The sequence below is a fragment of the Streptomyces sp. NBC_00539 genome, from assembly GCF_036346105.1.
Lineage (GTDB): Bacteria > Actinomycetota > Actinomycetes > Streptomycetales > Streptomycetaceae > Streptomyces.
The window spans coordinates 3,059,128-3,082,169 of record NZ_CP107811.1 but is presented as its reverse complement, the minus strand read 5'-3'; the positions used below and the strand labels follow the sequence as shown (position 1 = coordinate 3,082,169).

The window sequence follows — 23,042 nt, the reverse complement described above, 5'->3', positions numbered from 1 at the left end:
CTGTTCACCGAGCGGGCGGCGGTGGGAACCGGGGCGCCGTCCGGCCTTAAGACATCGGCAACCCGGCGCGGTGCCCGACGTGGGAAACGGCTGCGACGGGGGAGCCGTTTGTATGGTGGTCGCGTGCTGGAAGGCCACGATCACGACCACGGGCATCACCACGGCCACGGGCATCACCACGGCCACGACGACGGCCACGGCCACACGCACGGCACCCGCCGGTCGCGGAGGCCGCGCCACCGGCTGCGGCATCTCCTCACCCCGCACAGCCACGACGCCCGGGACAAGGTCGACCCCGCGATGGAGACCTCCCGCGAGGGCGTGCGCACCCTGTGGCTCTCCCTGGCCGTCCTGGGACTGACCACCGGGGTCCAGGCCGTGGTCGCCGCCCTCTCCGGTTCGGTGGCGCTGCTGGGCGACGCCCTCCACAACGGGGCCGACGCGCTCACGGCCGTGCCGCTGGGCCTCGCGTTCGTCCTGGGCCGCCGGGCGCCCAACCGCCGCTACACCTACGGGTACGGCCGCGCCGAGGACCTGGCCGGGATCGCCGTCGTGCTGACCATCGCCGCCTCCTCCGCGCTCGCCGCGCACACGGCCGTGGACCGGCTGCTGCACCCGCGCCCGATCAGCCACCTGGGGACGGTGGCCGTCGCGGCGGTGGTCGGGTTCGCCGGCAACGAGTGGGTGGCCCGGTTCCGCATCCGCACCGGCCGCCGGATCGGCTCGGCCGCCCTCGTCGCGGACGGACTGCACGCCCGCACCGACGGGTTCACCTCGCTCGCCGTCCTCGTCGGCGCGGGCGGCGCCGCGCTCGGGTGGCGGGCCGCCGACCCGCTCGTGGGTCTGCTCGTCACCGCGGCGATCCTGATGGTGCTGCGCGACGCGGCCCGCGAGGTCTTCCGCCGGCTCATGGACTCCGTCGACCCGGCCCTCGTCGACACCGCCGAACACGCGCTGCGCGCCGTGGCCGGCGTACGCGACCTCGGGCAGGTCCGGCTGCGGTGGATCGGCCACACCCTGCGGGCGGAGGCCGACATCGTCGTCGACCCCCACCTCACCGTCGTGCAGGCCCACGCCCTGGCCGTCGCCGCCGAACACGCCCTCATCCACGCCGTGCCCCGGCTGACGGCCGCCACCGTCCACACCGACCACACCGCCGACCACGACCACGACGACCCGCACGCCGCCCTCGCCCACCACACGCCCATCGGCCGCCCCGCGACGCCCGCCTGAGCGGGCGCCGCGGCGGCCCGGACTCAGTCCACCAGCGGCAGCAGCTCCGGCAGGTGCCCGTCCGAGGCCGCCGCCGCGAGCCGGCGTTCCTGCGGCACCTCCCCGTACAGGGTCGTACGGGGCCTCGCCGGCCGCCCGGCGGCTGCCGCGACCGCGACCAGGTCCCGGACGGACTTGTAAGAGCCGTAAGAGGAGCCCGCCATCCGCGAGATGGTCTCCTCCATCAGCGTCCCGCCCAGGTCGTTGGCGCCCGAGCGGAGCATCTCCGCCGCGCCCTCCGCGCCCAGCTTCACCCAGCTCGTCTGGATGTTGGTGATGTGCGGGTGCAACAGGATCCGGGCCATCGCCGTCACCGCCCGGTTGTCGCGCACCGTCGGCCCGGGCCGTGCGATGCCCGCCAGGTACACGGGGGCGTTGGTGTGGATGAACGGCAGCGTCACGAACTCCGTGAAACCGCCGGTCCGCTGCTGGATCCGGGCCAGTGTGCGCAGGTGCCCGAGCCAGTGGCGGGGCTGGTCCACGTGCCCGTACATCATCGTGGACGACGAGCGGATGCCCAGCTCGTGCGCCGTCGTGATCACGTCGATCCAGTCGGCCGTCGGAAGCTTCCCCTTGGTCAGCACCCAGCGGACCTCGTCGTCGAGGATCTCCGCCGCCGTACCCGGTATCGAGTCCAGCCCGGCCTCCTTGGCGGCCGTCAGCCACTCCCGTACCGACATGCCCGTCCGCGTGGCGCCGTTGACCACCTCCATCGGCGAGAACGCGTGGACGTGCATGCCCGGCACCCGCTGCTTCACCGCCCGCGCGATGTCGAAGTACGCCGTCCCGGGCAGGTCCGGGTGGATGCCGCCCTGCATGCACACCTCGACCGCGCCGACGTCCCACGCCTGCGCGGCCCGGTCCGCGACCTGCTCCAGGGAGAGCGTGTACGCGTCCGCGTCGGTGCGGCGCTGCGCGAAGGCGCAGAACCGGCAGCCGGTGTAGCAGACGTTGGTGAAGTTGATGTTCCGCGTGACGACGTACGTGACGTCGTCGCCCACCACCGACCTGCGCAGGTCGTCCGCGATCCGGCACAGCGCGTCCAGCGCCGGCCCGTCGGCGTGCAGCAGCGCCAGCGCCTGCTCGTCGGTCAGTTTCGTCGGGTCGTCGGCCGCCTGCGCGAGCGCGGCCCGTACGTCCGTGTCGATCCGCTCGGGCACCATGCCGGGCGCGGCGGCCTCGCGCAGGGCCTCCCAGTCGCCGTAGACGAGGTCGAAGTCCTCGCGCCGGTCGCCCGTACGCCCCTCGGTGTCGATGGTGGCGTGCAGGTCGGTGCGCCCGTAGGAGGCGAAGCTCTCGTCCGGTTCCTGCCACGGGTGGCCCGTCACCTCGGCGGCCTCGTCCGCCAGCCCGGTGTCCGGATCGGCGAGCGCCCGTACGTGCGGCAGCAGGCGCGGGTCCAGCCACGGCTCGCCGCGCTGAACGAACTCGGGGTACACGCACAGCCGTTCGCGGAGCTCGAAGCCGGCGGCCGCCGACTGCTCGGCCAGCAGGTCGATCTGGGGCCAGGGCCGCTCGGGGTTGACGTGGTCGGGCGTCAGCGGTGAGACACCGCCCCAGTCGTCGATTCCGGCGCCGATCAGCCGGGCGTACTCGCCGTCGACCAGGTTGGGCGGCGCCTGGAGGCACGCCGAGGGGCCCATGATGTGCCGGGCGACGGCGATCGTCGCCACGAGGTCGTCCAGTTCCGCGTCCGGCATGCCGCGCATCGCCGTGTCCGGCTTGGCGCGGAAGTTCTGGATGATCAGCTCCTGGATGCCGTGGTAGGCGCGCGAGACGCGGCGCAGCGCGAACAGCGACTGCGCGCGCTCCTCGTACGTCTCCCCGATGCCGATGAGCAGGCCGGAGGTGAAGGGCACCGAGGAACGCCCGGCGTCCTCCAGCACGCGCAGCCGGACCGCCGGCTCCTTGTCGGGGGAACCGTGGTGCGGCCCGCCCGGCTCGGACCACAGGCGGGTGGCGGTGGTCTCCAGCATCATGCCCATCGACGGGGCGACCGGCTTGAGGCGCTGGAAGTCCGCCCAGGACATGACGCCCGGGTTGAGGTGGGGGAGGAGGCCCGTCTCCTCCAGGATGCGGATCGAGACGGCCCGTACGTAGGAGATCGTGTCGTCGTAGCCGTGCGCCTCCAGCCACTCGCGCGCCTCGGGCCAGCGGTCCTCGGGCTTGTCGCCGAGGGTGATGAGCGCTTCCTTGCAGCCGAGCGCGGCGCCGCGGCGGGCGATGTCGAGGACCTCGTCGGGCGACATGAACATCCCGTGACCGGCCCGGCGGAGCTTCCCGGGGACCGTCGCGAAGGTGCAGTAGTGGCACTTGTCGCGGCACAGGCGGGTGAGGGGGATGAACACGCTCTTCGAGTACGTGATCACGCCCGGCCGGCCGGCCGCGGCGAGACCTGCGTCGCGGACCCGGGCGGCGGAGGCGGCGAGGTCCGTCAGGGACTCACCGCGTGCCTGGAGGAGTACGGCCGCCTCGGTCGCGTCGAGCGCGACGCCGTCCCGGGCCCGCCGGAGCGCGCGGCGCATCGCGTTGTCGGTCGGGGCGTCACTCGGAGTGGTCATGCGCCGAGCATACGATCCGGTCGACCGGGCCGGGGGAGGGTCATCGCATCAGCTCACCGGCGTTGACCAGCAGCGACTGGCCGGTTATGGCCCGCGCGCGGTCGGAGGCGAAGAAGACGGCGGCGTCCGCGACGTCGCCGTCGGTGGCGAGGTCCGGCAGCGCCATCCGCTCGGTGAGCCGGGCCCGTACGTCGGCTTCCGGTACGCCCTCGGAATGCGCGGTGAAGGTCACGAAGGCCTGCACGGGCGGTCCCCACATCCACCCCGGCAGCACCGTGTTGACGCGGATCCGGTGGGGGCCGAGCTCCCGCGCCATGGAGTACATGGCGGAGGTCAGCGCCCCCTTGGACGCGGCGTACGCGGCCTGCTGCACCTGGGAGGGGGAGGCCACGGCGGACTGCGTGCCGATGATGACGACGGAACCGCCGGCCCGCTTGAGCGCGGGCAGGCAGGCCCGGGTCATGCGCAGGGTCCCGAGGAGGTTGACGTCGATGATCTGCTGCCAGGTGCCGAAGTCGGCGTCTTCGAGGCCTCCGAAGTACGAGTCCCAGGCGGCGACGTGCACGACGGCGTCGATGCCGCCGAACCGCTCCACGGCGAGGGCGGCGAGGGCCTCGCACTGCGCCTCGTCGGTGATGTCGGTCGGACGGTGGGCGGTGTGCGCGCCGTCGGGGTCGATCTCGGCGGCGGCCTTGACCAGGTTCGCCTCGGTCCGCGCCCCGAGCACGGCGTTCCCCCCGTCCCGCACGACGGCGGCGGCCACCTGGTGCCCGAGCCCGGCCCCGACCCCGGAGACGACGACGGTCTTCCCGCGAAGCAGCATGACCCCTCCTGTGGCTGTACCCGTTCCTGACGGCTCGTCAGAGTAGGGGTGCCGGGCCCGGATGGGAAGGCGGGGGCGGGGCCTTCGTGGCGGAGCCGCACGGCCCTTGGGGCCGCTACCTGTCGGCAGGTGGTGCGGGGGTCGCCTGGTGGTAGTACATGCGCCAGGTGCCGTCCCCGTCGCGCCTGCGCCACAGCGAACTCCGCCGTGCCCGCCGCCCGTCGATCACGGTCGTGTACGTGAGGTGCACCAGCCCGGGGGCCAGCACGACACCGGTCATCTCCGACGGCTCGTAGCGCGGCCCGTCGTCGGCCGCCCCTTCCATCCCGGGCAGGGCCGCCAGCATCTCTTCGTGCGTCCAGCGCCGCCCCGACGCGCCGACCTCCGTGAAGTCCGGGTCGAGGAGCTGACGTACGAGCGACCGGGACGTGCGCACGCGGGGGTCCATCAACCGCAACTCGGCCGCGATCGCCGCCCCCACCTCGTCGACGTCGCCCACCGCGCCATCCTCCTCCAGTCGGTGGGCAATCCGCCCAAAACGCATCAAGCTCGCGACCCCGTGGAACTTCTGGCGAAGGTGAGACGAATGGCGTGTCATATCTGCCAGGGCGACGGCGAGTCGTGAGCGAATACCTGATAGACAGAATATTCACGGCTCGACCAGCCACACGTCCTGCCGGCCGCCTTGGGGGGATCGCCGCACTGTGAAGCCGCTTCACCGCCACGTAGTCAACACCTCGCGCAAAGTCCTGTGCACCGCCGCACTCGCGGCCAGCCTGACCACCGCCGCGGTGGTGACCAACACGCCCACCGCCGGAGCGGGGGAGTCCGAGCCCACGCCCGACAGTCCGCAGGCCACCGACCGCGGTGACGCCCGGCTGGACCTGCCCGGCCTGGTAGCCGACCCGCCCGTGCCGCCGGGAGCCGTCGCCCCCGAGGGGGCCAGCGGCATACCCGGGACCGCCCTCGACGCCTACAAGCGGGCCGCGGTGTCGGTCGCCGCCGCGCTGCCGCACTGCAATTTGCCCTGGGAGTTGGTCGCGGGCATCGGCAGGGTCGAGTCCGTGCACGCCTCCGGCTACGGGCTCAAGTCCGACGGCTCCACCGAGAAGCCGATCCGCGGCCCCCGCCTCGACGGCAACGGCTACGCGCAGATCAAGGACACCGACAAGGGCGAGTGGGACGCGGACACCGAGTACGACCGCGCCGTCGGTCCGCTCCAGTTCATCCCCTCCACCTGGAAGACGTGGGGCGCCGACGGCAACGGCGACGGCAGCCGCGACCCGAACAACATCTACGACGCCGCGCTGGGCGCCGGCCTCTACCTCTGCGCGGGCGACCGGGACCTGTCCGACCCCGCCAAGCTCGACCAGGCGATCCTCAGCTACAACAACTCCCGCGAGTACGTGAACTCCGTACTCGGGTACATGCGCCAGTACAAGGACGGCGGCGTCGCCGAGGTGCCGAACCCGCCCGCGGGCAACTTCCCGACGCCCCCGGTCACGGCTCCCCTGCCCACCCCGCGGCCCCCCGCGCCCCAGCCGTCCGCCCCCAAGCCCGAGGCGTCCAAGCCGCCGGCCCAGCCCGAGAAGCCGAAGCCGACGGCCCCCCGGCTGGCCAAGTTCGAGCTGGTCGGCGATCCGGAGCTCCAGGCCGAGGCCGGGGCCGCGTTGACCCCGGGCGCCAAGTTCAAGGCCGTGCTTTCGGACGGCAAGCCGGCCGCCGGGCAGAAGGTCGTGTTCGCCGTCGAGTCCGACACCACCGGCGGCACGGTCTTCCAGGCGGACAAGAAGAACAGCGCGGTCGTCCTCACCGACGCCCAGGGTTTCGCCGGCGTGCCCGGGCTCACCGCGGGCCCGAAGGACGGCACCTTCTCCTTCCGCGCCTCGGCCTACGACGCCGACAACTTCACGGTGGTGCTCAAGGGCACCGTCACCGCGAAGCCGGTCGCGAACCTGCTGGTGCGGGCCGACCACGGCACGAAGCCGCTGGAGGCCGTCGCCGGCACCAGCGTCAACGGCTTCCAACTGGTCGCCACGTCCCAGGGCCAGCCGGTCGCCGGCACGAAGACCAGCGCGGGCCTGGGGGTGCAGGGCGCCGGCGGCGCGTGGGTCCCGGTGGACCCGGCGAAGGCGACCGGCCCGTACTTCAAGGGCCCGGACGGCAAGAAGCTGTTCACCGTGGACCTCGCCCCGAGCGGCGCGGACGGCAAGATCACCCTGCCGGAGCTGTACACCACGGACGTGGCACCGGGCACGTACTTCCTCCGGGTCGTCACGCCGGAGAAGGTCGAGTTGGTCCTGGAGCTCAGCATCACCGCTCCGGCGACGCCCGGCCCGACGCCGGCTCCCACCGCCCCCAACACCCCGACTCCCTCCGCCCCGACTCCCACCGCCCCGGCCACCAAGCCGTAGGGGAACCGGAACCCGCAGCGCCCCCGGCACCGTACGAAGGTGCCGGGGGCGCTCCATGTGGCAGGACCCGCACGAAAGGCAGGAGCCCCGCCACCTCCGCTCGCACGGAGGAGGCAGGGCTCCTTGGGTACTGCTAATCCAACCGCGATCCGGTCGGCCAGGCGACTAGGCCGGGGTGACGTTCTCCGCCTGCGGGCCCTTCGGACCCTGCGTGACGTCGAAGTTGACCTGCTGGTTCTCCTCCAGGGAGCGGAAGCCAGAGGCGTTGATCGCGGAGTAGTGGACGAAGACATCCGGGCCGCCGCCGTCCTGGGCGATGAAGCCGAAGCCCTTTTCAGCGTTGAACCACTTCACGGTTCCGGTAGCCATGAGCCCTCCTATGGGCCAAAGGGTCGCCCTGCTCCAGAACCTGCTAAGAAGTCTGAAAACTACAAAAGCCTGCGGGTCACATTCTCCGCAGGCCTCGTACTGCAAGGGAAACCAAACTGCAACTTGCGTCGAGCCTAGCACGCACCCTGCGGCCGAGACCAGAGGGAAAGATCACGTCACTCGGACGTTTGAGACCCGGCCGAAGGCTGACGGGACTCCGGGGGCTAGTCTCGCGATGTGGACGTCTATCGCAGCCGGCCCCGGGTCGGCCACATCCAGTTCCTGAACTGCCTTCCCCTCTACTGGGGGCTGGCCAGAACCGGCACGCTGCTGGACCTGGAGCTGACGAAGGACACCCCCGAGAAGCTGAGCGAACGGCTCGTCCGGGGGGACCTCGACATCGCGCCGATCACCCTCGTGGAGTTCCTGCGCAACGCCGACCAGCTCGTCGCCTTCCCCGACCTCGCCGTGGGCTGCGACGGCCCCGTCATGTCCTGCGTGATCGTCTCGCAGGTCCCCCTGGACCAGCTCGACGGCGCCCGGGTGGCCCTCGGATCGACCTCCCGGACCTCCGTCCGCCTCGCCCAGCTGCTGCTCGCCGAGCAGTACGGAGTGCGGCCCGACTACTACACCTGCCCCCCTGACCTGGGGGTGATGATGCAGGAGGCCGAGGCGGCGGTCCTGATCGGGGACGCCGCGCTGCGTGCTTCGCTGCACGATGCACCCCGGCTCGGCCTGGCCGTGCACGACCTGGGGCTGATGTGGAAGGAGTGGACCGGACTGCCCTTCGTCTTCGCCGTCTGGGCCGCCCGCAAGGACTACCTCGCCCGCGAGCCCGTCGTCGTGCGCAAGGTCCACGAAGCCTTCCTCGCCTCCCGGGACGTCTCCCTGGAGGAGGTCACCAAGGTCGCCGAGCAGGCGGCGCGCTGGGAGGCCTTCGACGCCGAGCTCCTGGAGCGGTACTTCACCACCCTCGACTTCCGCTTCGGCCCGGACCAGCTGGCCGGCGTACGTGAATTCGCCCGCCGTACCGGTTCCGCCTCCGGGTACGCGGCGGATGTGGCGGTGGAACTGCTGGCCGCGGCCGCGCCGGGGTATTAGCGGGACTTATATCAGCGGCCCGAACGGGGGGAAGGGGAACACGTGAGCGATCCCTTTCCGTATCGCGGAACGGGGAATGGCCCGTTTCCCGGGAATTCGTTCCCCTTTCGCTTTCCGGTGCTCCCGCCAAGGGCGCGCACGGAATCGGCGCCGGCTCGCGGGGGCTGCGGGGAGGGGCGGTGCCGTCACCCCCGTCCCGACCGGCAGCGGCCGTGACGCCCCACGCCGTTGCCCTCCCGCGGGACACCGGATGGCGGATACCGTCGCCGCGCCCGCCCGCCCCGCCCTAAGGTGCTCCTTGGCCACGCCACAGGGGATCACGTGGCCGGACGGGGGAGGGACGCGATGCAGCCGCTCGAAGCCGACGACCCGCGGACCATCGGCGGGTACCGGCTGCTCGGCCGGCTCGGCGCGGGCGGCATGGGGCGGGTGTACCTCGGGCGGAACGCGGGGGGCCGGACCGTCGCCGTCAAGATCGTGCACCCGCAGTTCGCCGCCGACCCGGAGTTCCGCGCCAGGTTCCGCCGGGAGATCACGGCCGCCCGGCGGGTCGGCGGGCAGTGGACCGCGCCCGTGCTGGACGCCGACCCGGAGGCGGCGGTGCCGTGGGTGGCGGCCGGGTACGTGGCCGGCCCCTCCCTGGACCGGGCGGTCGCCGCTTACGGCGCGCTGCCCGAAGCCTCGGTACGGGCCGTCGGCGAGGGGCTGGCCCGCGCCCTGGTGGCGGTGCACGCGCTGGGCCTCGTACACCGGGACGTCAAGCCGTCGAACGTGATGCTGACGCTGGAGGGCCCCGGGCCCCGGCTGATCGACTTCGGGATCGCCCGGGCGACCGCGGGCACCGCCTCCCTCACCTCCACCGGGGTCTCCGTCGGTTCGCCGGGCTACATGGCACCGGAGCAGATCATCGGGGGCGGCGTCACGGGCGCGGCGGACGTGTTCTCGCTCGGGGCGGTCCTCGCCTTCGCGGCGGGCGGTCGGCCGCCCTTCACCGGGGACCACTCGGCCGCGCTGCTCTACAAGGTGGTGCACGAGCCGCCGGAGCTCGACGGGGTACCGCCCGGGGAGTTGCGCGAACTCATCGGAGCCTGCCTGGCCAAGGCGCCCGCCGACCGCCCGGCTCCGGCGGCGATCGCGGCGGCGCTCGACGGCGCCCTGCGCACGCCGGGGTGGCTGCCCGCGCCCCTGGTGGAGGAGGCGAGCCGCGCGGCGGTGGCGCTGCTGCACCTCGACTCCGGGGTGAGCGGGGGCCCGGCTCCGTACGGCCCCTACGGGCCGCCCGACAGCGGCGGTTCACCGGGTTCCCCCGGGTCCCCGGACTCCTCGCTGAGCCACGCCGACACCCGGACGGGCGGCGCGGGCGCGCCGCGAACCCCGGAGGAACCCGGAAGCGGCCGCCGCAGCCGGCGCCGCGTCAGCTGCACGGTGGTCGTCACGGTGGTCGCCGTGCTGGCGGCGCTGTCGGGCGGCCTCTACGGGCTGGACCTGCTGCCCGGGCAGCGCGAGGAGGGGCAGCGGCCGCCGGTCGGCAGCCGGCCGTCGGCCTCGGCCGGCCCCTCCACCGGCAGTCCCGCCCCCACCCCTTCGGCCACCCCCGGGGGCACCAGGGACACCGTGCCGAAGGCGCTGATGGGGACGTGGAAGGGGACGACCACCAGCAACCTCGGGGCGCCCGGGCAGTTCGAGATCACCATCAAGGGCGGCAGGACCGGCGAGGTGGTGGCGCGGGACAAGTCGATCATCCCGCTCTTCGACACCGACTGCAGCGGAGACTGGAAGCTCGCCTCCGCCACCGACCGCTCCCTCGTCCTCGACACGGCCGGCGGCCCCAACCCGGCCCCCGGCATCTGCTCCGACGGCTCGGCCGACGAACGCTTCACGCTCAACCCGAACGGAACCCTCCACTACAAGTCCGGCGACCGGGCGGCCGGAAACCCCGAGGGCGACCTCACCCGCAGCCCGTGAGCGCGGCGGACGGCGAGCGCGCGGCCGGTGAGCGCGCGGCCGTGAACCCCGAACCGGAGCGCGGGCGCTGCGGACCCTGGAACGGCCGTCCGAGCCTCCTGGCGTAGGCTGGATCGGTCCGGACCTTGACACACCGCCGAAAGGTGAAGCACCGGTGACCGACCAGGCCGCTCTCCAGTCTGTCCTCGACCGTGCCGCCGCAGGGGGCCGGATCACCAAGGAAGAGGCGCTCGACCTCTACCGGCACGCCCCGCTGCACGCGCTCGGCCAGGCCGCCGACGCGGCCCGCCGGCGGCGCTACGCGGGTACCGAGCACATCGCGACGTACATCATCGAGCGCAACATCAACTACACCAACGTGTGCGTGACGGCCTGCAAGTTCTGCGCCTTCTACGCCGCGCCCAAGGACACGAAGAAGGGCTGGTCCCGGGACCTCGACGACATCCTGCGCCGCTGCGCGGAGACCGTGGAGCTGGGCGGCACCCAGATCATGTTCCAGGGCGGCCACCACCCGGACTACGGCGTCGAGTACTACGAGCACCACTTCTCCGCCATCAAGAAGGCGTTCCCGCAGCTGGTCATCCACTCCCTCGGCGCGTCCGAGGTCGACCACATGGCGCGGATCTCCGGCGTGAGCGCCGAAGAGGCCATCCGCCGCATCCACGCCGCCGGTCTCGACTCCTTCGCCGGCGCCGGCGCCGAGCTGCTGCCGGAGCGGCCGCGCAAGGCGATCGCCCCGCTCAAGGAGTCCGGCGAGCGCTGGCTGGAGATCATGGAGATCGCCCACAAGCTGGGTGTGGAGTCCACCTCCACCATGCTGATGGGCACCGGCGAGACGAACGCCGAGCGCATCGAGCACATCGCGATGATCCGTGACACGCAGGACCGGACGGGCGGCTTCCGCGCGTTCATCCCGTACACGTACCAGCCCGAGAACAACCACCTCAAGGGCCGCACGCAGGCGACGGTCTTCGAGTACCTGCGGATGATCGCGATCGCCCGTCTGTTCCTCGACAACATCGCGCACATCCAGGGCTCCTGGCTGACCGTCGGCAAGGAGGCGGGCCAGCTGTCCCTGCACTACGGTGCGGACGACCTCGGCTCGATCATGCTGGAGGAGAACGTCGTGTCCTCGGCCGGTGCCAAGCACCGCTCGAACCGCCAGGAGATCATCGACCTGATCCGCAAGGCGGACCGGGTCCCGGCGCAGCGCGCGACGACGTACGAGCACCTCCTCGTGCACGAGGACCCGGCGAACGACCCGGTCGACGACCGCGTGGTCTCGCACATCTCCTCCACCGCCATCGAGGGCGGCACCGCGCACCCCGAGCTGAAGCTCATCTCCTCGAACTGACCGACGCCCGGACAGACCGACACCCGGACAGACTGACTGACACGCCCGTGCTGACGCTCCACGCCGCCGAACTCCTCGTCCCCGGGCCGGGCCGCGCCGCGCTGCCCGGTGGGGCGGTCCTCGTCGAGGGCGACCGGATCGCCCGGGTGGGACCGTACGAGGAGCTCGGCGCGGCCTTCGCGCACGCGCGAGTGCGGCGCTGGCCCGGGGTACTGACCCCGGGTCTGCTGGTGCGCGGGGCGGACGAGCTGCTGGAGCGGACGTACTACCCCGAGGACGCCGAGGGCGCCGACGACGGGGACGGCCCGTACGCGGCCACCGCGCCCACCGCCCCGGAGCCGACCGAGTCCCGCTGGGGCCACAGCGCCCGCCGGGCCACGCAGAAGCTGCTCTCGCGCGGGGTGGTGGCGGTGGCCGGGCGGCTGACGGTGCCGGCGGTGCGGACGGCGGTGGTGCGGTCGGGGCTGACGCTCCTCGCGCCGCTCCCCTACGGGGCTCCGCCGTCCCTGGACCCGCTGGCCGGGCTGACCGCGGCCGAGGAGGCGTTCCACGGGGTTCTGGAGGCCGGCGCCCCCGCCCGTTTCGCGGTGTTCGCGGCGGCGGACGCCCGGGACCTGCTGGAGCAGGGCGCGACGAGCTGTGTGGCCACCGTCATCGGCGGCCGGCTGCTGCACCGCCGGCGCTGAGCCGCTCGTGGCGGCGGTCGGGCCGCCTGCGAGAATGGCCCGGTATCGACCGACCCGAGCCACACCGCACCGAGGGGCCTACGCCAGTGACCCGCGCTTCCCTGGACAAGCAGCCGCACGAAGTCGCCTCCATGTTCGACGGTGTCGCGGCGAACTACGACCTCACCAACGACGTCCTCTCCCTCGGCCAGGCCCGGCTGTGGCGCAAGGAGGTCGCCAAGGCGGTCGGCGCGCGCCCCGGGCACAAGGTCCTGGACCTGGCCGCCGGCACGGCGACGTCCTCGCTGCCCTTCGCCGCGACCGGCGCGTACGTCGTCCCCTGCGACTTCTCCCTCGGGATGCTGCGGGAGGGCAAGAAGCGCCACGCCTGGCTTCCGCTGACCGCCGGTGACGCGACGAGGCTGCCGTTCAAGGACGACGTCTTCGACACCGTGACGATCTCCTTCGGCCTGCGCAACGTCCAGGACACGGACGCGGCGCTGCACGAGCTGTACCGGGTGACGAAGCCGGGGGGCCAGGTGGTCATCTGCGAGTTCTCCCAGCCGACGTGGGCGCCGCTGCGCACGCTCTACACCGAGTACCTGATGCGCGCCCTGCCCCCGGTGGCCCGCGCGGTGTCGTCCAACCCCGACGCGTACGTGTACCTCGCCGAGTCGATCCGGGAGTGGCCGGACCAGCCCGCGCTCGCGGCGCTGCTGCAGAAGGCCGGCTGGTCGAAGGCCGCCTGGCGCAACCTCAGCGGTGGCATCGTCGCGCTGCACCGCGGGGTCAAGGCGTAACGGCGTACGGAGCGGACGAGCCCGTGGACGCCGCGCCTTCGCAGACCTCCCGTTACGACACCGCCCCCTTCGATTACCAGGCGGTGCTGGACCAGATCGCGCGGGACGTCGCCCCGCTGGTCGGGACCGGCACGCCCGCCGAGTACATCCCGGCGCTCGCCTCGGTGGATCCGGCGCAGTTCGGGATGGCGCTCGTCACGATGGGCGGCAAGGTGTTCGGGGTCGGGGACTGGCAGGTCCCCTTCTCCGTCCAGTCGATCACCAAGGTGTTCACGCTCGCCCTGGCGCTGGCGGCCGAGGGCGGCGACAGCCTGTGGGAGCGGGTGGGGCGGGAGCCGTCCGGCAACCCGTTCAACTCGCTCGTGCAGCTGGAGTACGAGAACGGCATCCCGCGCAACCCGTTCATCAACGCGGGCGCGCTCGTCGTCACCGACCGGCTCCAGACGCTGACGGGCGACGCGAGCAGCGAACTGCTCAAGTTCCTGCGGGAGGAGAGCGGCAACCCGGACGTCGCCTTCGACGCCGAGGTGGCGGCCTCCGAGCACGAGCACGGCGACCGCAACGCGGCGCTGGCCCACTTCATGGCCTCTTACGGGAACATCGACAACCCCGTACCGGCCCTGCTGGACCACTACTTCTGGCAGTGCTCCATCGAGATGAGCTGCGCCGACCTGGCGCGCGCCGCCAGGGTCCTGGCCCGGCACGGGCTGCGCGCGGACGGTACGCGGCTGCTGACGCGCAGCGGGGCGAAGCAGATCAACGCGGTGATGCTGACCTGCGGGACGTACGACGCGGCGGGCGAGTTCGCCTACCGCGTCGGCCTGCCCGGCAAGAGCGGTGTCGGCGGCGGCATCGTCGCCGTCGTGCCGGGCCGGTGTGCGCTGGCGGTGTGGAGCCCGGGGCTGGACGCGCACGGCAACTCGGTGGCGGGCGTGGCGGCGCTGGACCGCTTCACGACCCTGACCGGCATGTCCGTTTTCTGACGCGCCCCTCGCACCGGTCGGCGCCGGGGCGCCTCCCGGGCTTCGGGCCGCTGCCCCGGACCCCGCCCGGCGAGCCGTCGGGCGTCCGGGTCCGGGGCCGGTTCACGCCGCGGCGCCCGACGGCTCAGGCGAGCGTCAGCGCGTAGCGGCGGCACGGGTTGCCGCCCGGGGTGGTGAACTCCTCGGCCAGGTCCATGCCGAGCCGTTCCGCCACGGCCACCGAGCGGGTGTTGTGGGCGTGGATCATCGCGACCACGTGCGGGACCCCCGCCTCCCGGAGCCGGTCGAGGGTGGCCAGCGCGGCGGCGTACGCGTACCCCTTCCCCCAGGCGGAGCGCCCCAGCCGCCAACCGATCTCGACCTCCCCGACGGGCCCCCAGTCCTCCCGGGGCCAGGGCTGGGCGCCGGTGAAACCGATCACCGCCCCCTGCGCGTCCAGCAGGGTCCACAGGCAGTAGCCGAGCCGGGCGTCGTGCATGCGCTGCCGCGCGGTGAACTCCTCGTACAGCGACAGTTCGGCGGGGCCGCCCAGGAACTCCATGACGTCGGTGTCGTCGAAGACGGTGTGCCAGGCGTGCGCGTCCTCGTCGGTGGGCACGCGGAGCTGTACGGCCGGGAGCGGCGGCCGGGTCGGCGAGGTGGTCACAGGGGCAGCCCTTCGGATCGCGATCTCTTCCGCTGCATAGACTGCGACATGTCCCGTGCCGTTGGGCACCCTTTATCGAGCCTTCGGGAGAGCCCGCAGTGACCGAGGCAGTGACCGAGCCCCTCTCCGAACACTCCGCTGATGTGATCGTCGTCGGGGCCGGACCCGCCGGCTCCACCACCGCCTACTACCTCGCCAAGGCGGGACTGGACGTCCTGCTGCTGGAGAAGACGGCCTTCCCGCGCGAGAAGGTGTGCGGCGACGGGCTGACCCCGCGCGCCACCAAGCAGCTGGTCTCCATGGGCATCGACATCTCCGAAGAGGCCGGCTGGCTGCGCAACAAGGGCCTGCGGATCATCGGCGGCGGGCAGCGGCTCCAGCTGGACTGGCCGGAACTCGCCTCCTACCCGGACTACGGACTCGTCCGCAAGCGCGACGACTTCGACGAGACCCTGGCCCGTCAGGCGCAGAAGGCCGGGGCGCGGCTGTACGAGCGCTGCAACGTCGGCGAGCCCGTCCGGGACCCCCGCACGGGACACATCACGGGCGTGCAGGCGAAGCTGGGCGAGGAGAAGACCCCGGTCACCTTCAAGGCGCCGCTGGTCGTCGCCGCCGACGGCAACAGCTCCCGCCTCTCCCTGGCGATGGGCCTGCACCGGCGCGAGGACCGCCCGATGGGCGTGGCGGTGCGTACGTACTTCACCTCGCCGCGGCACGACGACGACTACCTGGAGTCCTGGCTGGAGCTGTGGGACCGGCGCGGCCCGCAGGACCGGCTGCTGCCCGGCTACGGCTGGATCTTCGGCATGGGCGACGGTACGTCGAACGTCGGCCTCGGCATCCTCAACTCCTCCTCCGCGTTCAAGGAGCTGGACTGGCGCGAGGTCCTCAAGGCCTGGTGCGCGTCCATGCCCGAGGACTGGGGCTACACCCCCGAGAACATGACGCAGCCGATCCGCGGCGCGGCCCTGCCGATGGCCTTCAACCGGCAGCCGCACTACACCAAGGGCCTGCTGCTGGTCGGTGACGCCGGCGGGCTCGTCAACCCGTTCAACGGCGAGGGCATCGCCTATGCGATGGAGTCGGGGCAGATCGCGGCGGACGTCATCGTCCAGGCCCACGCCCGCGCCACCCCCGCGCAGCGCGAACTCGCCCTGCACGGCTACCCGAAGGTGCTCAAGGAGACGTACGGCGGCTACTACACGCTGGGCCGCGCGTTCGTGAAGCTGATCGGCAACCCGAAGGTGATGAAGGTCGCCACCCAGCGCGGCCTGAGCCACCCGGTCCTGATGCGGTTCACCCTCAAGATGCTGGCCAACCTCACCGACCCGACGGGCGGCGACGCGATGGACCGCATCATCAACGGTCTCTCCAAGGTGGCACCCCGAGCCTGATGGTTCAATGCCGGGCCGCTCCTTGAACGGTCGAGCGGCCCGGCTCGTGGTGTTCGGCCGTCACAGGTTGACGATCTTCACCTTCGGCGAGCCGGGAAGCTCCTCGGCGGCCTTGCACAGCGCTGGGATGTGCGACTTGTCAGAAGTGGCGAGCAGTACCGGGGGAGTGCAGAGTGCGGCCGTGGCGACCACGAGGGCGTCCACGAGGCATTCGTGTCCGTCAAGGCCCGAGGTGTCCAGCAGCTTCGCTGCGGCGTCCGCCACCGCGTCGTTGACCGGCTTCACGTCGAACCGGGACGCAGGAACCGGAGTCGCTTGGCGGCTTCCCCTGTTCGGCGCACCTCCAGAGGTGTCAGTGCGGACAGCGCCACGCGTTGGCCGCTGCTGGGCGACCTCGATGCGCGCACGGCTCATACCCAAAACGCACCACCGGCGGTAGGAAATTTCCCGTCCGATGGTTGGCTCGGCGGAACCAAGGCGGCCCCGAAGGTCTGACCGGGGCGGCCCCGGCGCCCGCGGGTCGGGGTGCGCGGGTCGGGGCGCGCGGGTCGGCTCGGGCGGGCTCGGGCCTACGCGTCTTCGGCGCCGTGGCCGTGGACGGTGCGTACGGAGCGGACCAGCAGGAGCAGGCCGTACAGGAGCATCGTCAGGCTGGCTGCCCAACCGAGGCCCAGGGTGAGGGGATGTCCCGGTTTGTGCCAGGGGCGGGCGGTGTTGAGGAGCCAGCCGCCGACGGCGAGCAGGAAGAGGCCGACGGCGGCCGGCACGGCGGTGGGGTCACTGGTGGGGTTACCGGTGGCGTTCGCGGAGTCCGCTGTGTGCGCGTCGGAACCGGCGTCTTCGGAGGCGTTCTTGCTCCACACGGCCACCACCTCCTCAGGTGAAATCGGGGCGGGCGGGCACTGCGCCTCCGCTATCTTCGCAGGGCTTCGGCCGGTTCCACACGGGCAGCCCGCCAGGCGGGATGGACCCCGGCCAGCAATCCGGTGACGAGCCCGGCGAGCGGAGCCGCGGCCACCGTCAACGGGTGGATCACCGGCGTCCAGTCCCGTACGAGGGACACCGCGACCACCGTCAGCTCGCCGACGGAGGTCCCCACCAGGCCGCCGAGTGCCCCCAAAGCGGCGGATTCGGCCAGGAACTGGGCCGCCACGTGCCGCCCGCGGGCCCCCAGCGCACGCCGCAGCCCGATCTCCCCGGTCCGTTCCAGGACGGCGACGAGCGTCGTGTTGGCGATCCCCACCGCGCCGATGACCAGGCAGATCCCGGCCAGCAGCAGGAACAGGGCGCTGAGGTCGGACGTCACCCCCGAGCGCAGCAGCCGGGGGTCGGGAGGCGGCAGGGCTTTCAGGTACTCGGGGTGGTCGGGGCGCAGCGCGAGCGGGGCGAGGCCGGCGACCTGCCGGGCGGCGCCGAGCTCGGTGGCGATCAGCGCCCGCGCGCCGGACGGCCCCGGCGGCCCCCACAGTTCCTCGGCGGTGGACCGGGGGACCAGTACCGACAGCAGGTACTCGGGCCGGCGTTCGACGTCGCCGATGATGCCGGCGACCACGAACGGTTCCTCCCCGACGTGGACCACGGGCCGGGTCGCCAGGGTGGTGATGCCGAGGCGGTCGGCCACGCCGCCGCCGATGAGCGCGACGCGCAGGTGGCCGCGTTCGGCGTACTCGTCGTAGAGCCGGCCCTGGCGCAGCGTCGGGGCCAGGGCGGCGACGGCCCCGGGGGAGGCGGCGACGACGGAGGTGGCGCCCGCGGTGCCCGCCGCGCCGGCGCCGGCGGTCGGCGGGAGCGCGGAGACCGGGGTGCCGGGGTCGAGCCGTACCGGCCAGAGCACCCCGGCGTGGGCGATGCCGGCGACCTGGCGCAGCCGCTGTTCGGCGTCGGCGGGGAAGGCCGGGCCGGCGAACGGGTCGTGCTGGGCGGCGACGTCCTCGAGGGTCACCTCGGTGGCGGTCAGGACGTTGAACCGGCCGTCGATCTGCGAGGAGAGGGTGGCGGTCAGGCCCAGTACGGCGACGAAGCTGCCGACGCCGAGGACGGTGCCGAGCGCGGTGAGCACGGCGCGGCCGGGGCGGCGCAGCATCCCCGCGACCGCCTCGGAGACGGTGTCGCGCGGGGACAGCCGGGTGGGGCGGACGGCGCTCACCCGCGGAGCCGCCCGTCGCGGATGGTGACGGTCCGGCGGCCGCGGGCGGCGACCGCGGGGTCGTGGGTGATCAGGAGAACGGTCATGCCGCGGCCGTGCAGTTCGTCCAGCAGGGCGAGGACGGAGGCGGCGTTGGCGGAGTCCAGGTTGCCGGTCGGTTCGTCGCACAGCAGCAGGGACGGGCGTCCGACGAGCGCACGGGCGATGGCGACGCGCTGGCGCTCACCGCCGGAGAGCCGGCCGGGAACGGCGTCCGCCCGATGGCCGAGCCCGACCTGTTCCAGGGCCTCGCGGGCCCGTACGAGACGCTGCGCGCGCGGGACTTCGGTGTAGAGCATGGCGAGGGTGACGTTCTCCAGGGCCGAGCGGTGGGGCAGGAGGTGGAAGGACTGGAAGACGAAGCCGATGCGGCGCCCGCGCAGGGCGGTGCGCTCCCGGTCGGGCAGCGCGGCGGTGTCGATCCCGTCGAGGAGGTGCCGGCCGCAGGTCGGGGAGTCGAGCAGCCCGGCGACGTTGAGGAAGGTGGACTTCCCCGAACCGGAGGGCCCGACGACGGTGATGAACTCACCGCGTCCCATGGCCAGGTCGAAGGGGTGCAGTGCCTTGACGGGAGGCGGGCCGGGATAGGTGAGCCCCACACCGCGGAACTCGATGACGGGCGCGGCCGCCTGCGGGGCCACCCGCTCCGCCGCGCCGCCGGAGGCCGGGGCGGGGAACCGGGTGTCGGCCGGGGTGTGAGCCGGCGTGCCGGCCGGGACGGGGGTGCCGGGGACGGGCCGGGTGCGGGTGCGGGCGGTGATGCCGGGGGGCAGGCGCAGTCTCATCGGGGCGCCGCCCCGGGAGCGGCGCCGACGATGACGCGGGTCCCGGCCGTCAGGGCGCCCGGCCGGACGGGGGCCACGGCCACGTAGCCGTCCCCGGTGGTGCCGATGCGGACCTCGATGCGGTGCTGCGCGCCGTCGGCACCCTGGGCGGTGACCACCGTACGCCCGTCCGCACCGGCGGAGACCGCCGTGACCGGGACCACGAGGGCGGCGCCGTCGGTGGCGGCGGACTCGACGGTCAGCCGTACGTCCTGCCCGGCGAAGGCCGCCGGCAGCGGCTGGTCGGCGCGCACGACCATGCGGTAGCCGGGATCACCGACGCCGCCGCCACCGCCGCTGCCCGGGGCGCCTTTGGGGCCCTGGCCCTCGCCCTCCCCCTGGCGTTGCCCCTGTGCCCGGTCCTGCTGCGGCCGTCCGGCCGCCTGCGCACCGGAGCGCTCGGCGGCGACCGAGGCCACCGTGCCCCGGGCGTCGCTGCCCGCGAGCTCGGAGGAGATCACCACGGTCATGCCGGCGCGCAGCAGCTGCTTCTTGTCCTCCTTGAGGTAGGCCTCGACGACGAGTTCCCCCGCGGAGAGGGTCAGTACCGACCCGGACACGGCCGCGCCGACCGATCCGCCGACCGCGCTCACCCGGGCGGGGAAGGCGCCGAGGAACACGGCCTCGGCGGCCGGCAGCATCGGCCCGTCCGCGGCCTCGGCGGCGGCCAGCACGGTCCGTGCCTCGGCGAGGGCCTCCCGGGCGCGGGCGAGCTCCCGCCCGGAGCCCGGGCCGGAGCCCGAGCCGGGGGTCGCCGTCGCGCCCGGCGCTGCGCCCGGCGCCGGTTTCCCGGTGCTCCGCACGGTCCCGCCGGCGGCGCCCGCGTCCTCCACGGCCCACTGCGCCGACCGCACCGCGTCCCGGGCGGCCTTGAGCGCCGAGCCGCCGTCCGCGACGGCGGGCAGCGGGTCGTACCCGACGGCCCGGTACCGCGCGGCGAGGGCCACTTTCGTACCGGGTCCGAACACCCCCTCGGCGTCCCCGCCGGTACCGTGCCCGAGCTCGCGCAGCGCCCGCTGGAGCTGGGCCACGTCGTCGCCGGTGGCACCCGGCTTGAGGTCCCGGTACATCGGCAGGCCGCCGTGCAGCGCGAACACCGGCCTGCCCGACACTTCGGCGAGCAGCTGCCCGGCCCGCACCGGATCCCCGGGCCCGAGCGGCAGCTTGGTCACCACCGCGGCCCCCGCGCCCTCACCGGTCCGCACTCCCTGGGGGGACACGGTGACGCTCTGCCCGGCGACCACGGTTCCGCGCATCACCACGGTCTCGGCGAGGACCCGCCGCTCGACCTCCGCGGTCAGTGCTCCCTGTGCCGGCGGTCCGGTCTCCGCCGCGACCTGGGCCGGCGACTTCACCAGTGCCGCGGCCAGCAGACCGCCGACCGCCATCAGCGCGGCGCCGCCGACGACCCCGAGGACGACCCTCCGGCCCCGGGCGAGCCCGCCGGGGCCCCCGGCCGCGGTCACCGGGCCCCGCACCGTCTCCACGGGGTGGTCCGGTTCGCTCATCTCGCCGGCCGGCACTTGCGCAGGGCGTCGGCGTGGTCGGTCTTGAGCGTGGACCACTGCTCCGGGGTACCGCCCTTGCGCTGGTCGGTCTCGGCCGTGACCGGGTCCGGGTCCGGATACCAGGAGACGCCCGAGGCCCGCAGGCACGCGGCTTCCTCCTGCGCGGCCGCGAGCTGATCGGGGTCGGCCGGGGCGGGAGTGCGCGGTGGCGGATACAGGGAAGCGCACGCGGTGTGCGCTTCTTCGTTCCAGGGTTTCGTCTTGTCCACGTAAGGCATTCCGTTGCCCCGGTAGACGATGTTCACGCCGTGCTTTTTCAGACAGTCGTGGTAGGCGATTTCCTGCTGTGTGGGCGGCGGGCTGTCGCTTGCCTCGGGCTCCTTTTCACCTCCGCAAGCCGTGAGGGATATGCACAGAGCGAGCAGTGGGGCGAAATGGCGTGCGTGCACGACGGCGATTCCTCGAGGCCGTAGAAGTGGGGCCGCGCTCCCGGTGCGAAAAGGGCGGCGGGGAGCGCGTCGGCAGATAGTAAGGAGAGGTGATCGTCCACCACAAGTTACTTGTGGGAAACCGAAAGTGATTGTCCATCAGGTGAGAAGGGGCTTTGCCGGGGGGCGATCGGCCTGTTGACTCCCCGCCGGAACGGAACGGTTCCATCCCGAGGACGAGGAGCACATGATGGACAAGGCATTCCGGAATCTGGCGACGGGCTGCATCGCCGCTGTTTCGACCGCTGCGATCCTGCTGGCCGCGGCGGGCCCGTCGGCGGCGTACGGCAAGGACGGAATTCTCGAAGTCGACGAGTTCGGCCTTTTCTACAACCAGTACCAGTCCGGTTGTGTCTTCGACCTATACGGCGAGGACCTCAACTTCAACGACAACTACTTCAAGAGCGGTTGCACGGGCGGCACCTCGCTGGTGAACGACAACACCGAGTCCTACAAGAACCGGGACGTCTACGCGTGGAAGGTGGCGACCGACGCCAACATGGACGGCAATGTCGGCGAAATCCCGTCGAACTACCAGGGCAACGCCTCGTCCACCTTCAAGAACACGATCAGCTCGTCCACCTACACCCTCCACGCCTGAGCCGGGCGTGGGGGAGTTGTCCGCATCGCGTACCGCCCGCCGGCGCCGGGTTCCCGTCCCGGGGGCGCTCCTGGCGGCGGTCCTCCTGGCGGGCTGTTCGGACGCCGGGGCCGGGAGCGGGGGCGGGGAGCCGGAGCTGGGCGCCATCGCCGTGAACCCGGCCACCGCCTCCCTCTCCCTGCCCATGGACGCCTACATGGACACCGAGGCGGACGCCCTGCGGATGGGCCGGGTGCAGGAGGGCCTCGTCGCCCGGTGCATGGCCCGGTACGGGTTCACGTACGAGGGGGTGACGGCGGTCGAGCACGCCCCGGCCGCGGCGGCGGAGGACCGGCACGCCTATCTGTTCGGCCTGGCCGATCCGGCGAAGGCGGCGGCCCACGGGTACGACAAGACCGCGGGCGAGGGGAAGCCGGCCAAGCCGCCCTCCCCGAAGCTGAGCGACAGCGCGTACACCGTCCTGCACGGTGAAACGCCGGGCGGCGGCGGGCAGGGCGCACCGCCCGCCCCCGACGCGCTCAACGAGGAGGACGCCGCCCGCGTGGACAGCGGCATCGAGGTCGGTGGCCGCAAGGTGCCCGCCGGGGGCTGCGGGCGGGAGGGGTACCGCAGGCTGTACGCGCCGGCGAAGGACAGCGTGGACCTCCTCTTCGCCTTCGGCCTGGCGGGCGAGGCGCACGACCGCTCCAAGGGGGACTCGCGGGTCGTCGACGTCCTGCGCAGGTGGTCCGCCTGCATGGACAAGTCCGGCTACACCGGGATCAAAACCCCGTACGAGGTGGTCGAGAAGCTGGGTCTCCAGAGCGACTTGGGAGGCGCCAAGGCCGTTTCCGCGGCCAAGGCCGACGTCACCTGCAAGCGAGAGGTGAACCTCGTGGGGATCTGGTACGCCGTCGAGAAGGCCTATCAGCAGCGGCTCGTCGAGGAGAACGCGGAGACGCTCGCCCTCTACGAGCAGCAGCGCGACGCCCGCTTCAAGCTGGCGGCCTCGGTCGGCTGAACCGGGGCACGACGAAGGGCCGGTACTCCACCCCCGAGCGGGGGAGTACCGGCCCTTGCGTCGTGCGCGGGGCGGCCGGGAGGGCCCCT

General features: G+C 73.0%; 22 protein-coding genes. 11 read left to right on the top strand and 11 right to left on the bottom strand.

Features of this window, described 5'->3' with window-relative positions:
* The first annotated feature begins 123 nt into the window (after positions 1-123).
* On the top strand, positions 124-1,233 hold the full coding sequence (locus OG861_RS13580; RefSeq protein ID WP_443056575.1) for a cation diffusion facilitator family transporter: 1,110 nt from the start codon (positions 124-126) through the stop codon (positions 1,231-1,233).
* 23 nt (positions 1,234-1,256) lie between these two features.
* Here OG861_RS13580 and OG861_RS13575 read toward each other — a convergent pair whose 3' ends face one another.
* The 3 genes from OG861_RS13575 to OG861_RS13565 all read right to left on the bottom strand — a co-directional run bounded on the left by OG861_RS13575 (position 1,257) and on the right by OG861_RS13565 (position 5,104).
* Entirely contained in the window at positions 1,257-3,833 is a 2,577-nt protein-coding gene (locus tag OG861_RS13575; protein WP_329197343.1) for a bifunctional FO biosynthesis protein CofGH, read from the bottom strand.
* Between the two features lie 40 nt (positions 3,834-3,873).
* Positions 3,874-4,656, bottom strand: coding sequence for an SDR family oxidoreductase (locus OG861_RS13570; protein ID WP_329197345.1), 783 nt, complete (start codon positions 4,654-4,656; stop codon positions 3,874-3,876).
* Positions 4,657-4,771: 115 nt separating this feature from the next.
* A complete protein-coding gene (locus tag OG861_RS13565) occupies positions 4,772-5,104 on the bottom strand; it encodes a nuclear transport factor 2 family protein (protein WP_443056778.1) in 333 nt (110 codons plus the stop codon).
* A gap of 256 nt (positions 5,105-5,360) precedes the next feature.
* On the opposite strand from OG861_RS13565, the gene OG861_RS13560 reads away from it, so the two are divergent.
* Complete coding sequence (locus OG861_RS13560) at positions 5,361-7,070, top strand: lytic transglycosylase domain-containing protein (RefSeq protein ID WP_329197347.1); 1,710 nt, start codon at positions 5,361-5,363, stop codon at positions 7,068-7,070.
* A 165-nt stretch (positions 7,071-7,235) separates the two neighbouring features.
* On the opposite strand, the gene OG861_RS13555 is transcribed toward OG861_RS13560, so the two are convergent.
* A complete protein-coding gene (locus OG861_RS13555; protein ID WP_007265804.1) occupies positions 7,236-7,439 on the bottom strand; it encodes a cold-shock protein in 204 nt (67 codons plus the stop codon).
* 237 nt (positions 7,440-7,676) lie between these two features.
* Here OG861_RS13555 and OG861_RS13550 point away from each other — a divergent pair, with 237 nt between their 5' ends.
* The 6 genes from OG861_RS13550 to OG861_RS13525 all read left to right on the top strand — a co-directional run bounded on the left by OG861_RS13550 (position 7,677) and on the right by OG861_RS13525 (position 14,307).
* Entirely contained in the window at positions 7,677-8,540 is an 864-nt protein-coding gene (locus OG861_RS13550) for a menaquinone biosynthetic enzyme MqnA/MqnD family protein (RefSeq protein WP_329197349.1), read from the top strand.
* A gap of 345 nt (positions 8,541-8,885) precedes the next feature.
* Entirely contained in the window at positions 8,886-10,505 is a 1,620-nt protein-coding gene (locus tag OG861_RS13545; RefSeq protein WP_330261713.1) for a serine/threonine-protein kinase, read from the top strand.
* Between the two features lie 154 nt (positions 10,506-10,659).
* Complete coding sequence (gene mqnC / locus OG861_RS13540; protein WP_329197353.1) at positions 10,660-11,859, top strand: cyclic dehypoxanthinyl futalosine synthase; 1,200 nt, start codon at positions 10,660-10,662, stop codon at positions 11,857-11,859.
* A 47-nt stretch (positions 11,860-11,906) separates the two neighbouring features.
* Positions 11,907-12,545 carry an imidazolonepropionase-like domain-containing protein gene (locus OG861_RS13535; protein WP_329197354.1) on the top strand — a complete coding sequence of 213 codons (639 nt, stop codon included), beginning with the start codon at positions 11,907-11,909 and terminating at the stop codon, positions 12,543-12,545.
* A gap of 86 nt (positions 12,546-12,631) precedes the next feature.
* Positions 12,632-13,324 carry a demethylmenaquinone methyltransferase gene (locus OG861_RS13530; RefSeq protein WP_329197356.1) on the top strand — a complete coding sequence of 231 codons (693 nt, stop codon included), beginning with the start codon at positions 12,632-12,634 and terminating at the stop codon, positions 13,322-13,324.
* Between the two features lie 23 nt (positions 13,325-13,347).
* Positions 13,348-14,307, top strand: coding sequence for a glutaminase (locus OG861_RS13525; protein ID WP_329197358.1), 960 nt, complete (start codon positions 13,348-13,350; stop codon positions 14,305-14,307).
* 124 nt (positions 14,308-14,431) lie between these two features.
* On the opposite strand, the gene OG861_RS13520 is transcribed toward OG861_RS13525, so the two are convergent.
* A complete protein-coding gene (locus tag OG861_RS13520; RefSeq protein ID WP_330261712.1) occupies positions 14,432-14,953 on the bottom strand; it encodes a GNAT family N-acetyltransferase in 522 nt (173 codons plus the stop codon).
* Positions 14,954-15,063: 110 nt separating this feature from the next.
* Here OG861_RS13520 and OG861_RS13515 point away from each other — a divergent pair, with 110 nt between their 5' ends.
* Entirely contained in the window at positions 15,064-16,347 is a 1,284-nt protein-coding gene (locus OG861_RS13515; protein ID WP_329202370.1) for a geranylgeranyl reductase family protein, read from the top strand.
* 60 nt (positions 16,348-16,407) lie between these two features.
* Here the strand turns inward: OG861_RS13515 and OG861_RS13510 are convergent, their stop codons facing one another.
* From OG861_RS13510 to OG861_RS13485, 6 genes are all read right to left on the bottom strand, one after another.
* Positions 16,408-16,632, bottom strand: coding sequence for a hypothetical protein (locus OG861_RS13510; RefSeq protein WP_329197362.1), 225 nt, complete (start codon positions 16,630-16,632; stop codon positions 16,408-16,410).
* A gap of 284 nt (positions 16,633-16,916) precedes the next feature.
* A complete protein-coding gene (locus OG861_RS13505) occupies positions 16,917-17,210 on the bottom strand; it encodes a hypothetical protein (protein ID WP_329197363.1) in 294 nt (97 codons plus the stop codon).
* Positions 17,211-17,260: 50 nt separating this feature from the next.
* On the bottom strand, positions 17,261-18,493 hold the full coding sequence (locus tag OG861_RS13500; protein ID WP_329197365.1) for an ABC transporter permease: 1,233 nt from the start codon (positions 18,491-18,493) through the stop codon (positions 17,261-17,263).
* Complete coding sequence (locus OG861_RS13495) at positions 18,490-19,317, bottom strand: ABC transporter ATP-binding protein (RefSeq protein WP_329197367.1); 828 nt, start codon at positions 19,315-19,317, stop codon at positions 18,490-18,492. Before OG861_RS13495 ends, OG861_RS13500 begins: the two co-directional genes overlap by 4 nt.
* Positions 19,314-20,864 (bottom strand): peptidoglycan-binding protein, encoded by a 1,551-nt coding sequence (locus OG861_RS13490; protein WP_329197369.1) that lies wholly within the window; start codon positions 20,862-20,864, stop codon positions 19,314-19,316. Before OG861_RS13490 ends, OG861_RS13495 begins: the two co-directional genes overlap by 4 nt.
* Positions 20,861-21,313 carry a hypothetical protein gene (locus OG861_RS13485; protein WP_329197370.1) on the bottom strand — a complete coding sequence of 151 codons (453 nt, stop codon included), beginning with the start codon at positions 21,311-21,313 and terminating at the stop codon, positions 20,861-20,863. The genes OG861_RS13490 and OG861_RS13485 overlap by 4 nt, the downstream gene beginning before the upstream one ends.
* Positions 21,314-21,542: 229 nt before the next feature.
* Here OG861_RS13485 and OG861_RS13480 point away from each other — a divergent pair, with 229 nt between their 5' ends.
* The gene (locus OG861_RS13480) at positions 21,543-21,953 is read left to right on the top strand and encodes a hypothetical protein (protein WP_330261711.1); all 411 of its coding nucleotides are present in this window, start codon (positions 21,543-21,545) and stop codon (positions 21,951-21,953) included.
* 16 nt (positions 21,954-21,969) lie between these two features.
* A complete protein-coding gene (locus OG861_RS13475; RefSeq protein ID WP_330261710.1) occupies positions 21,970-22,953 on the top strand; it encodes a hypothetical protein in 984 nt (327 codons plus the stop codon).
* The last annotated feature ends 89 nt before the right edge of the window (positions 22,954-23,042 follow it).